General features: G+C 49.3%; 12 protein-coding genes. 8 read left to right on the top strand and 4 right to left on the bottom strand.

Annotation, left to right across the window (positions count from 1 at the left end):
* Positions 1 to 343 precede the first annotated feature (343 nt).
* Genes J2I46_RS32075 through J2I46_RS32065 form a run of 3 tightly spaced genes read left to right on the top strand, consistent with a single transcriptional unit; the run spans position 344 to position 2641 of the window.
* Positions 344 to 940 carry a replication/maintenance protein RepL gene (locus J2I46_RS32075; protein ID WP_207333205.1) on the top strand — a complete coding sequence of 199 codons (597 nt, stop codon included), beginning with the start codon at positions 344 to 346 and terminating at the stop codon, positions 938 to 940.
* Positions 921 to 1781 carry a DUF8464 domain-containing protein gene (locus tag J2I46_RS32070; protein WP_207333204.1) on the top strand — a complete coding sequence of 287 codons (861 nt, stop codon included), beginning with the start codon at positions 921 to 923 and terminating at the stop codon, positions 1779 to 1781. The genes J2I46_RS32075 and J2I46_RS32070 overlap by 20 nt, the downstream gene beginning before the upstream one ends.
* Positions 1778 to 2641 carry a hypothetical protein gene (locus tag J2I46_RS32065; protein ID WP_207333203.1) on the top strand — a complete coding sequence of 288 codons (864 nt, stop codon included), beginning with the start codon at positions 1778 to 1780 and terminating at the stop codon, positions 2639 to 2641. Before J2I46_RS32070 ends, J2I46_RS32065 begins: the two co-directional genes overlap by 4 nt.
* 2294 nt (positions 2642 to 4935) lie before the next feature.
* Here J2I46_RS32065 and J2I46_RS32060 read toward each other — a convergent pair.
* The gene (locus J2I46_RS32060; protein WP_207333202.1) at positions 4936 to 5103 is read right to left on the bottom strand and encodes a plasmid mobilization protein; all 168 of its coding nucleotides are present in this window, start codon (positions 5101 to 5103) and stop codon (positions 4936 to 4938) included.
* A 139-nt stretch (positions 5104 to 5242) separates the two neighbouring features.
* Between J2I46_RS32060 and J2I46_RS33260 the strand changes: the two genes are divergently transcribed.
* From J2I46_RS33260 to J2I46_RS32040, 4 genes are all read left to right on the top strand, one after another.
* The gene (locus J2I46_RS33260) at positions 5243 to 6211 is read left to right on the top strand and encodes an antA/AntB antirepressor family protein (RefSeq protein WP_310589151.1); all 969 of its coding nucleotides are present in this window, start codon (positions 5243 to 5245) and stop codon (positions 6209 to 6211) included.
* Positions 6212 to 6314: 103 nt separating this feature from the next.
* Positions 6315 to 6758, top strand: a complete 444-nt coding sequence (locus tag J2I46_RS32050) for a hypothetical protein (protein ID WP_207333200.1) — start codon at positions 6315 to 6317, stop codon at positions 6756 to 6758.
* 2 nt (positions 6759 to 6760) lie between these two features.
* Positions 6761 to 7249: a hypothetical protein gene (locus J2I46_RS32045; RefSeq protein WP_207333199.1), complete on the top strand. Its 489-nt coding sequence runs from the start codon at positions 6761 to 6763 to the stop codon at positions 7247 to 7249.
* A 2-nt stretch (positions 7250 to 7251) separates the two neighbouring features.
* Entirely contained in the window at positions 7252 to 8070 is an 819-nt protein-coding gene (locus J2I46_RS32040) for an antA/AntB antirepressor family protein (RefSeq protein ID WP_207333198.1), read from the top strand.
* A gap of 295 nt (positions 8071 to 8365) precedes the next feature.
* Here the strand turns inward: J2I46_RS32040 and J2I46_RS32035 are convergent, their stop codons facing one another.
* The 3 genes from J2I46_RS32035 to J2I46_RS32025 all read right to left on the bottom strand — a co-directional run bounded on the left by J2I46_RS32035 (position 8366) and on the right by J2I46_RS32025 (position 10222).
* Complete coding sequence (locus tag J2I46_RS32035; RefSeq protein ID WP_207333197.1) at positions 8366 to 8620, bottom strand: helix-turn-helix transcriptional regulator; 255 nt, start codon at positions 8618 to 8620, stop codon at positions 8366 to 8368.
* Positions 8621 to 8667: 47 nt separating this feature from the next.
* Positions 8668 to 9012 (bottom strand): hypothetical protein, encoded by a 345-nt coding sequence (locus J2I46_RS32030; protein ID WP_207333196.1) that lies wholly within the window; start codon positions 9010 to 9012, stop codon positions 8668 to 8670.
* A gap of 520 nt (positions 9013 to 9532) precedes the next feature.
* Positions 9533 to 10222: a recombinase family protein gene (locus J2I46_RS32025; protein ID WP_207333195.1), complete on the bottom strand. Its 690-nt coding sequence runs from the start codon at positions 10220 to 10222 to the stop codon at positions 9533 to 9535.
* A gap of 183 nt (positions 10223 to 10405) precedes the next feature.
* Between J2I46_RS32025 and J2I46_RS32020 the strand changes: the two genes are divergently transcribed.
* Positions 10406 to 10582: a hypothetical protein gene (locus tag J2I46_RS32020; RefSeq protein ID WP_207333194.1), complete on the top strand. Its 177-nt coding sequence runs from the start codon at positions 10406 to 10408 to the stop codon at positions 10580 to 10582.
* Positions 10583 to 10728: the final 146 nt, after the last annotated feature.

The raw sequence follows: 10728 nt of genomic DNA, 5'->3' as shown, positions 1-10728 counted from the left end.
CTGTAGAGCGGGTAGATACTTTCGGCATGGGTTGATAACGCTGGATAATCAGCTCAGTAGGGGAGGGGTGAAGGGGCACAGAAAACCCGATAGGGGAGGGGTGTAAATTGCTCTTTTTTCTTTTCACCAGCCTATTTCCAGATAGGAAAAAAGGCCCTTTCCTAGATATAGATAGAGAATTGCCTGTAAATCCTTGCTGGTGAAGTTGTTAGACACTTTCCTTGTTCAATATCCTGAACAGTTTGTTCAAGTTCCTAAACAGAGTTCAATAGTAGCCTTGCTTTTTTGAACAAAGATCAATTGCTTTGAAGGTAGTTCAAGAAAGCATCTAAAGAATTGAACAATGGCAGAGCAACGCGCTGATAAATCAGACCTTACACCCAAGCATACCACGAACCTAAAGGCGTTCCCCTTCCACAGCAGTAATCCGTTTTTGGATAACCTGATGCTCGATACCAAACGTAAGTTGGTAGCAACGGCGAACCCAAAAGACAAAATAGTGATCGACCAGATGACCGGGCAAATGGACGACACGATGTTTATCGGGATTCGTAAGGAAGTCGATGGGGAGCAATTCGTTAAGATTTTTATCAACGAATTGAGTGGCATGTTCGAGCTCTCCAAAGTCGGATCAGCGGTATTTTCCTACGTGCTGAAGACAATGGATTTCAGCGATCGGATAACCTTCGATCTGACGGAGTGCCAGAAGCTGACAGGTTATAAGTCCCGGGTTAGTGTATTGGCCGGGTTGACTGAACTTTTGGAAAAACACTTTCTGGCCCGTGGCCACCTGGCTAACGTGTACTTCATCAATCCGGCCGTTGCTTATAAAGGCGACCGGCTACTGCTGCTGACAGAATACCGGCGAAAGGGTGTCAAGCGGCTGAAGGAACAGGAACAGCAACAAGCTACCCTAGGTGATGGACTTTCAGACAGCTAAACGCTTGCCAATCGTCGATTACCTGAATCGTCGAGGCGTTACACCTGATCAGGTGTTGGGTAATCAGGTCTGGTACCGTTCCCCGCTGCGGAGCGAGTCAACTGCCTCCTTCAAGGTAGATGCGACCCGCAATATCTGGTTTGACCATGGGGAGGGAATAGGGGGAACATTAATTGACCTGGTAACGGCACTGGACAAAGTAAGTCCGCTGGAGGCACTTCGACGACTGGACTCGACCCAGCCGATCAACCCACCCACCACCTTGCCGGATTGCCAGCCTAGGCCTGCCCGGGCTGAAGAGCATACGGTCAGGATCAAATCAGTGAAAATGCTGGGCAATCCGGCGCTGATCCAATATGCTGAGCATCGGCGTATTCCTTTCCCATTGGCCCGCACGTATCTACAAGAATGCTATTACTCGGTTGATGAGAAGCACTTTTTCGGGCTAGGATTTGCAAACGATCTGGGCGGCTATGAACTGAGAAACCGATTATGGCAAGGCTGCAGTAGCCCAAAGGCAATTACAACCCTACCCGTAGAGGGGAGTGATACGGTATCGGTGTTCGAGGGGTTTTTCGACTTCCTGTCGGCCATGGTCTACTTCAACAGATCGAAACCCGCTCATACCGTAGTAGTACTTAATTCGGCTGCGCTGCTGCAAACGGCCCTGCCAGCACTCCACCAGTACAAGCGGGTTCACCTGTTTCTGGACAACGACGCGACCGGCATCAAAGCGGCCGGATCGGTAAAGGCAACGTGTCACAACGTTGTTGACTACTCAACCCAGTATTACCCTCACCACAAGGATTTCAACGAGTTTCTAATAAAGTCAACAGAATGAGCGACTTGACAAATATACATTACCAGGCAGAGATCAAAATCAACTTTTCTTCCTGGGAACGGTTCAACCTCCGCTTCTTAGGCAATGATGGGGTAGTACTGTTTTGTTACCTGGTATTCAAGTGCAAAGACGCTGTAGAATGGTCCCACTCAGATAAAGACATTCTGGAAGAACTTGGCATTGGCCGTACTAAGCTGGATACGTTGACAGAGCGGTTTAAAACAATGGGTATCCTGCACACGGAAGTTGGGCGTAATGCCTACAACAACAAGATAACCACCTACCGGATTGATTTCAATGAACTGGCTAAACCAGACAACCTGAAGGAGATATACCGGCAAAAAACGGCGAAAGGGAAAGATGTTAACCTAGAGCTCTATAGCGAGGTATTCAAGACCATTGCCCAGCATCAGCCTCGGCAGAAACCGAGAGTAACTGGTCAGGCCGTAGGCATTACCACGCCACAGGTAAAAGCGTTTGCCAAAGAATTAGAGGATCTGGGTAAACGACGTAGGGACACCTTTAACGAACAGCAGACCAAAGCCGGAAATCACCGCATATTCGGTTATCTGAAATTCAGTCCCGACAACATTCGAGCGTTAGCCAGAGCCATTAGGCACTTCAACGATAACCAATTCATTGAAAGTGCATTTGTGGCGTATGTTGACGTCTTGAACGCCCACGCCGTAAACCAACCTACCACTCATACACCGTCAATCCCTCACAACCTACGGAAGCCGATCAACTTCTTTCTGAGCTATGATGCGAATGAAGAGGAAGTGGGTGGATCAGAGTTCTCATCCTACCCTGTCATCTACTCGTTTGGTAACTACGCTGGCGGGGGAGAATACCTCATGTGAGCGATTTGAAGACCTCAATAGGGTATGCACAAAACTACATACGGTATGTTGATTTATACATACCCCCTAGCTGATTTACGCTTACCCCGTACGCTGATTTACGCTTACCCCGGTAAGCAGAAAACAACAAACCTATATATACAATACCTAATGAGGGTAGAGGTTGCTAACAGACAGAGATAGATAAATCTGATCTATAAAACTCACCAGCAACTGAACAGTGGAAAGCTGGTGCTGATCGAGTGAGTGAGATCATTGATTCGAAATCAACAAAGGGCTGGTGAAAAGAAAAAAGAGTGAAAGGGGCGGGCGTCTGGCCCCGGGCCCCGGCTGCTGAAAATGCCGCCTCGAACACGGCCCGAACCCGACAAGGCCGAAACGTGCGATTGTAGGCCCGATCAGGGGGCCGCGCTTATCAGTGTACCAAAAACGATAGTTCGGGCCGTGAGCGCCACGAAATCGGCCTTATCGGCCTCACTTTGCCATTGCCATACCGTCGACATCAGATTAAGGCAAAAACGGGCCTGATCGGATGAGTGTCCCGAGTATCCCGGGACACTGGCTTCAGTAGACCTGGTTTATTTCATCCTGAGCGATGTGGTAGAATCTCACTTCGCTACTGTTATCCATTGGCAACGGAAAACCGGGCTACTTTCAAAAAGGTATGATAATAAATGATAATAAATGATAAGGTTTTCGAGGTATTCAGCCAGCAACATTAACCTGATCATGGGAGAGGCAAAACCGCATTACTTTCAATAAGGTATGCATATAAATGATTATAAATGATGAGGTTTTCGGGGTTTTAGCCCAGCACCAACAGTCTGATTAGTGATGAGCCCAAGCACAATACTTTCGATAAGGTGCGTTAATGATTGTCAATAAATGTTAATGTTTTCGGGGTATCTACCCTGTTCAGCCAGGGCAAAGCCTGATGCTAGCTTGCCCTAAGCAACCAGCTGCACTTTCTCGCTACCTCATTGCACTTTTATAATGTGATTTTCACCCACATCAAAAGGAGATAGAATTGCCTTGGCAATCGGTGCTGTATTTGCACTATACTCAGTTAAGGCAACTACCCTAATCCTGATCTGACCGGAAGAACAGGCCTTGACCAGCCGCTCTCCCGGTCCGGAAATCCGTTACTATCCGTTACCTTTCGTTACCTGTTTTGAATTTTTCAGACCGGTTTTTGCCACTTTTCGCGCTTCTCGGCCTCCCGATTCATTTTCTGACTTTGCAGAACAGAAATAGTATTATTCCTCTTTTATCGCCTCGCCTATTCCTCCGCGCTCAGGGCGATTGAGGCCCGCCGCCCGATTTGTCCGCTACACCACTGCCAGGTAGACAGTCCACCAGCACGGCCGCAGTTTAAAAGGTATCCTAAATCCCTTTTGCCATTGGGCCGGATCAGCAGCCAGCACCCTGCCTACCTCGGCCGGTGAGGGGCCGAAAAGTTTACTATTGTTTACTATTGTTTACCTTTTTTCGGTTTTCAGGGGCTCATTTTGGCCTTCTCTGCCGATTAGCCCCCAGCCCAAAAAGACTACTATTGACTACTATTGACTACCTTTTTTCGGTTTGTAGAGTTGATTTCGAGCGGCTCTGCCGATCAGCCCGGGCGGCCAAAAAGATGACAATTAATTACATTTAATTACATTTTTTCGGTTTGCGGAGGCTGATTCCTGTCTTATGCGCCGGATAGACCCCCACCGGCAAAAAGATGACTATTGATTACTATTGATTACCTTTTTTCGGTTTTATGGGTCGTTTTTGCCCCTCTATCCGGTAAATGCTCCTAACCAGCGCGTTGCTGATCGGTCAGTCAGGTTTCCCGGTACCTGCCCTGCAAAATCCTAATCGACCCTAACCGTTTCAGGCATTGCTCCCCCTGATATCGGGTAGTCCTGACTATCCAGAGTTGGATAGTCAGCTTTGTCTACTGATCAGTGGTCAGCGTCAGGATATCTGACGCTGACAGATGGTAACGCCGAGAGGCTCAGCTGCTCTTAGTATGGGCATGGGGAATAGAACAACGATCCGGCGAATACGCCGCCCCCTTCAGGATATCGGTTTGAATCAGGTCATACCAGTTCGAACTATCGTGTCAAATCGACCCTCTGATTCTGTAGGCAGAGGGTCAGACAGTGTCGTGTGGCCCTGTTGGGATTGGGCAACTGATCGCAGAATCAGTAGGTCAGATTTGGCCCAGGTGTTGGAGGTGACCGCTCGACACAAGGTCGAACCTCTGCCTCTCATTAGTTTCTAAAAAATGGGAAATTAATACGCCCCCTCTACTCCTTGACAGCAAAGCCTTCAGCGCTTTTCGATAGGTCAGTTGCTACAACCATTCGCACGTATGCCGAAAAAGACAAACCCAGCAATTTGGCTTTTTTCTGAGCGGCTTTGTAGAGCTCATCGCTCATACGAATCTGGTAGGGAGGCTTCTTTTTCTGTTCCATAGCACAAAGAAAGAAAACCTACTGACAACCTACAATGTTGAAGGTATTATTTGTATGTTTGTTCTGCTAATCAAGGTGGTTAGCACGAAAAAACCCCCGCTGCCAGTGTCCGGTAAGATTCGGGCAAACGGGGGTTGTAATGAATCAAATCCTTTTTCAGATGACTCGGAAGCGAAGTTATGAGGGTAGGGGGAGGTATGCAACCTCATCCCAACTAGCAGGCCAAAAAACCCAGCCTGATCAAATCACGATCTGTTGCTCTCAGGCTACTGCCGAGGGACCGCAACAGGCCTTTGGTTTCACATTGGAGCCTCAACCTGGCCAGCGACTAACGGCTAACCCACCCCGGCCTAACCTGACCGGCCCCCAGGATCTGTTACAGATTACTACCGGCGTAACAGGTAGCCCAACCGTATCTGCTAGGGAGTTCCACACCTTTCTACAGGTTAAGTCAAAGTTCATCGACTGGTTTAGGAATAGAGTTGAGAAATATGGCTTTGTCGAGGGTCAGGACTTCGTAAGGGTCACTCAAGAAAGAGTAACCCTTGGAGGAGAGGGTTTTTCTAAAAACTTAGAAAAAGGGGGTAGGCCTGAAATCGATTACGCTCTGACGCTAGATATGGCTAAGGAACTGGCCATGGTTCAGAACAACAGCCAGGGACGAGCCGCCCGTCAGTACTTTATCGATTGTGAGAAACGGCTACGCGCGATCGCAGGAGCGGCTCCTGCCCCGGCCTCGACAACGGACCCCGCCTTACTACAACTATTGACCCGCCAACAGGCTCAGATCGATCGGTTGCAACACACCGTCGACGGTATGCTGCACCAGCGCCCCCCGCTTACCCAGCCCGGCAACCCGCCCCAACCGGTCCGGCTCCGTCAGCTGATCACTCGCCAGATTGGCGCGTACGCTGTGCGGACCAATCTGACTCTTCGGGATACCTACGCCTATTTCTACCAGCGCTTATTGGCCGTACACGGCATCGATGTGTTCGCCCTGGGCAAGCCCCTGTCGGGCTCGTTTCTGGATGCGCTCGATCAGGCTGGCCACCTTCGATGCCTCTACACCCTGGTCATCGATGAGACGCATCAGGCGGAGGAATACTAACCCAGCATTACCCAGTACCCCTAAATAGAGTGCCCCCCAACGCTGATTGATCTTGGCGGAACGACAGCGGAGGGGGGCTCAACACAATCAAACTTTCGTTCTCATGTCTGCAAGGCAAAACTATCGTCGCAACAAGCGTCGATCAACCTCTACTGAGCAAAAGGTTCAGAAACCCCTTCAAACGGCAACTAAGACCCCTCGAATGGGCGCTTTCTTTACGGCTGATCGTCTACATACGATTCCAGGGCCTCTCACCTTAGCTACGCCCTTAGTCGACGCCTTCAACCCGGCAACGCCCTGGGAGATTCTAGTCCCTTTCAACCTAACGCAGATTGATTTAGAGAAAGATGGAATCTGCCCTTCGGAACTGGAGCTAGTGATTGCTGCGCTCGAGCATTACCGGGATTTTCTGGCGGAGGGCCCTCAGGCGCGCTCTACACCAACTCAAGTCGATATACTGAGCGATACGATTAACGATCTATACAGCCGTGTTTTCAAGGCCCTGAGTATGCGTGTAGACTACATCAGCAATCAACCTGGTCAGTAGTCATGAATCAGCAACAACAGCCAGCCAGCGGCGTACAAGGTACGTCAGCCGATCAACCCACCTTTGGCAGTATAAGGGACCAATACCCAACCGGGTATCCCATTAAGCCAAATTGGCCTGACCTCAACAGTTATCATCATCAATTTGATCTCAAGCTTGAGATCAAAGGTGATCCATATGCTCCGTCAACCTCTATGACTTTGCTATGGGCATTAGATGCCCGCAAGGATGAATTATATCGCCAGTTGATTCGGTCGGTGCATGAGGGGAATGATGAATCATTGATTGAGGCCAGTAACATGCTCAGTGAGCTTGAAAACATCGATGATCTGGTGCGGGATTTGGCTATTCACCTTCATGGTCTTGCGGTAAGAAATCAACAGGTTATAGCTGGCCTCAACGACCCTAGCCGGATAAGAGAGGCCCAGGAGGTTAATGGGTTTTACGAGACCCTTCATCTGGACCGGATTCGTAAACTAATCAGCGCGTAGGCATGACCGGCCTGATAAAGATCACCACTGATGCGCAAGGCGTGTCAGTGGTCTCGGCCCGGGAGCTCTACAGTTTTCTGGAGGGGAAGGCCCGCTTTAACGACTGGTTTAAAAACAGGGTCTATAAGTACGGGTTAATCGAGGGCCAGGACTTTACATTGGTTACTCAAAGTTTAGTAACCAATAACCCTCGCAATCCAACGGCTACCGTCACAGATTACGCCCTGACGCTGGATACGGCCAAAGAACTGGCCATGGTTCAGAACAACGAGAAAGGAAAACAGGCCCGGCAATACTTCATTGATTGTGAGAAGCAACTGCGTCAGATCGCTGAGCAGTCTCCTGATCGGTCGCTGGCCATGGATCCTGTCGTGCTTCAGCTGCTGCAGCAACAGGCCCAGCTTTTGACTCATCAACAGATTCAACTCGATCAGTTGCAGCAGCTGATGGGTAGTCTACACCAGGTCAAGGGTCCAGACTGGCACGATGCTTCTACCCGGGTAAGACAACCCCGGCCGCCAGTGGCTCCCCATCAGGGTCCACCCCGTTCCGATCATTGGCTCACTGATAGCGGTAACACGGCCGGATTGCGTCAACAGATCAACCAGCGGGTTAATGACTACTGCGATCATTATGGGGTCACTCAGGGCAACATGTACCGCTGGCTTTATGGCCGGCTGCGCGAGGTGTACAGCCTCAACGTCTACGCCTTGCAGCAACGCAGTAGGGAGAGTTTGCTGGAAACAATTGAGCGCTACGGCTATCTGGGTCAGTTACATTCACTGACTACTGAGTTGATCATTAATGCCCACCTCCGGTAGTGAAACCAGGGTTTCTGTCACAGCCTGCGGATTTCTGTGACAGAAACCCCTTGTAGCCGGGGCTAAATCTAATTCCCTCACATTCGGGGGAATTAGATTCAACTCGTACCAGATTCGTACTAGCTCGTACCCTCGTACCGGTACGAGGGTACGAACATGAAAAAGCCCCGGTTTAGAACCGAGGCTCAAAAGCGGTAATACTTCTGATTGTTGCGGCCCGAAGAGGTCAGATGTTCTTCCCCAGGTCGGCTTGACTGATTTAACGACCAGCGTTGGTAATCCTCACGCTGGCCACCTACGCAGATGCGGAATGGGTTAAGATTACCTCCACATTTAGCCTTAACACCTGAGCGATGCGTTCAAGCTGATTGAGCGAGATATTATATCCACCTGCTTCCAGCTTGGCAATATTCGGCTGCTGAAGCCCGACATTAACCGCAAGTTCTTTCTGGCTTAATCCGGCACGTATACGGGCTTCTTTCACAGCATTACCTACTGATTTCTGTAGCGCTTCGGACATGCCGCAAAAGTAGTTGACTTCTGCTACCATATGGTTGTAGGATTGCTTTTCTAAACGATAGTTCACTATGCGAAGCCTCAGCGAGCTAATGGTTGGTATTTTATCTCAAAACCTTTCGCCTTATAATAGGCTATCTTTTCAGGTGTTACTTGGTCGTCCGTTGTGTACTCAAACTCTTCGTAGCGATGAGCGCCAACCTGAAAAAGTATCTGTGATTTGTGCTGCCAGAGCAAGTCGGTATCGTATTGGAAAATCACAAAAGCCTTACCCCTCTTTTCAAAACCAAACTTTTTGTTGGCCTGTCTCTTAGCATCAATTGCCGACGTACCCTTTGACATGGCCCATCTAACGTAGGCTTGCTTTCTTTTTCCTACCGGAATTTTCTCGTCGTTAAAGTCGATGAAGTTGGACTCTTTAGCCATAACGGTACGTTGTTTTTCGTCTATCCCATAGGTTGACTAAACGCATCATTACCAGTTTGTAATGGTTTACTCTAGCGTTGAGCCCCTACCGTAAATATACACTGGAAAGTATATAAAAGGTGAGTCCAATCATCCACCTTTTACACCAGATCGGACTAGGGTCAATTATCGGAACTCCGACAATTGGCTAACTGCGGTGCAAAACGTGAAAAAAGTGAAGGCCTGAAAACATATTTATTTTTTCGGTGATCATCCGTGCACTTTTCCCAGCGTTTTCCGATAGTTCTCCGGTGGAAAACCCCTTAGATACCTCAACGTTGTGGCTATGACCCACTACCCTATTTCCTGTATAAACAGAGCTCGATTCTCTATTTATACAGGAAATAGACCATTCCACACCAGTAAGAGGCTGGTTTATAGTCTGGTAGTCACATTGATGAGGGAAATAGACTGGCTTTTTAAGTACTGTTTTGCCCAGATTTGACCGGCTTAACTGTCTTAGGACGGTCGCTTAGGACAATCAGGACAGTTGCTGGTCAAGCAGTCGACTCACCTGAGTAGCCTGGAACTGACAGCCCCGGGCCGTACGAAAACCCGACGTGTTAAGCTGATCAGCAATCTGGGTCAGATTCTTTCCGGATCTTCTCAGGGAGGTAGCCATTGACAGTGCCCGCCGGTTGTTCTCGTTGGCCTTAGCCCGGGCCACGTTACCAGCTGCTCCCTTAGCCCGGGCATCAGCCGTCAGGTTCTCGGGTTTTCCCAGTTTGGCACCCTGGGCAACCTTAGCATCAAGTGCGGCTTTGGTTCGACTGCTGATCAACTCCCGCTCGTGCTGGGCCAGGGTGGCGAATATCCCGATGGTCAACGTATTGGCATCAGGCATATCGACGCATTGAAAGTTAACGCCCGAATCCCTGAGCGTAAAGATGAAGGAGGCATTACGGCTCAACCGGTCGAGCTTGGCAATGACCAGAACGGCGCTCTCCTGATTGGCCCGATCGATCGCGGCCGACAGCTGAGCACGCTGGTTGTTCTTCCCCGATTCGACTTCGGTAAACTCAGCAATGATAGGACCCCGAACAAAACCAGCCACGGCCGCGCGCTGGCCCTCTAATCCTAACCCCGAATCCCCTTGCGCCCGGGTTGATACCCGGTAGTAAGCCACGTACCTAAGAGGACCGCCGTTACTGATACTGCTCTTCTTTGCCATACCTCAACCATTGCTTTAGCCTACCCAAATATACCCATTTCGGGCCAATATTACATGTCTTAAACGGTCGTTCAAGACATGTAAAGGGGTTGTCATGCTCTCATCATTACAAAATTTGTCCTGTTTTGTAATGATACTGTCAGTACAAAATGCTATATTTAAGTGAACAAAACAACCGAACTAATGGCAAAGGAAACCAGTCTGTTACAGGTTCGTATGAGCCCTAGGCTAAAGCAACAGTTTAAGCAGGTCTGCGAGGAAAACGAAATTGATATGTCGGATAAAGTCCGCGAAATTATCGCCAATCTGGTAAGGTCACACCGGCGACCATCAGCAAAAACAGGCAAAACAGACGATTAACCTGCTGATAAATAGCGGATTACTTATATAGCTACCTTGGGAAGCCCTAAAGTGGCTGCTTCACTGTGTCCTGACGCCTCGGATAGCCTGGTCAAGCGCTACCTGTTCAGGCTACTGGCATTAACCGGCCTTGACCATATGGCATC

Origin of the sequence: Fibrella forsythiae, assembly GCF_017353175.1 — a bacterium.
GTDB classification, from domain to species: Bacteria; Bacteroidota; Bacteroidia; order Cytophagales; family Spirosomataceae; genus Fibrella; species Fibrella forsythiae.
Note: the sequence above shows the minus strand (reverse complement) of the source record. Positions and strands in the feature narration are given on the sequence as shown.

Bases quoted from the DNA above. Each gene is read 5' to 3' on its own strand.
- J2I46_RS32070 (WP_207333204.1), top strand. From the start codon at position 921: ATGGACTTTCAGACAGCTAAACGCTTGCCAATCGTCGATTACCTGAAT.
- J2I46_RS33260 (WP_310589151.1), top strand. From the start codon at position 5,243: ATGAATCAAATCCTTTTTCAGATGACTCGGAAGCGAAGTTATGAGGGT.
- J2I46_RS32025 (WP_207333195.1), bottom strand. From the start codon at position 10,222: ATGGCAAAGAAGAGCAGTATCAGTAACGGCGGTCCTCTTAGGTACGTG.
- J2I46_RS32045 (WP_207333199.1), top strand. From the start codon at position 6,761: ATGAATCAGCAACAACAGCCAGCCAGCGGCGTACAAGGTACGTCAGCC.
- J2I46_RS32060 (WP_207333202.1), bottom strand. From the start codon at position 5,103: ATGGAACAGAAAAAGAAGCCTCCCTACCAGATTCGTATGAGCGATGAG.
- J2I46_RS32040 (WP_207333198.1), top strand. From the start codon at position 7,252: ATGACCGGCCTGATAAAGATCACCACTGATGCGCAAGGCGTGTCAGTG.
- J2I46_RS32020 (WP_207333194.1), top strand. From the start codon at position 10,406: ATGGCAAAGGAAACCAGTCTGTTACAGGTTCGTATGAGCCCTAGGCTA.
- J2I46_RS32050 (WP_207333200.1), top strand. From the start codon at position 6,315: ATGTCTGCAAGGCAAAACTATCGTCGCAACAAGCGTCGATCAACCTCT.
- J2I46_RS32065 (WP_207333203.1), top strand. From the start codon at position 1,778: ATGAGCGACTTGACAAATATACATTACCAGGCAGAGATCAAAATCAAC.
- J2I46_RS32030 (WP_207333196.1), bottom strand. From the start codon at position 9,012: ATGGCTAAAGAGTCCAACTTCATCGACTTTAACGACGAGAAAATTCCG.
- J2I46_RS32075 (WP_207333205.1), top strand. From the start codon at position 344: ATGGCAGAGCAACGCGCTGATAAATCAGACCTTACACCCAAGCATACC.
- J2I46_RS32035 (WP_207333197.1), bottom strand. From the start codon at position 8,620: ATGGTAGCAGAAGTCAACTACTTTTGCGGCATGTCCGAAGCGCTACAG.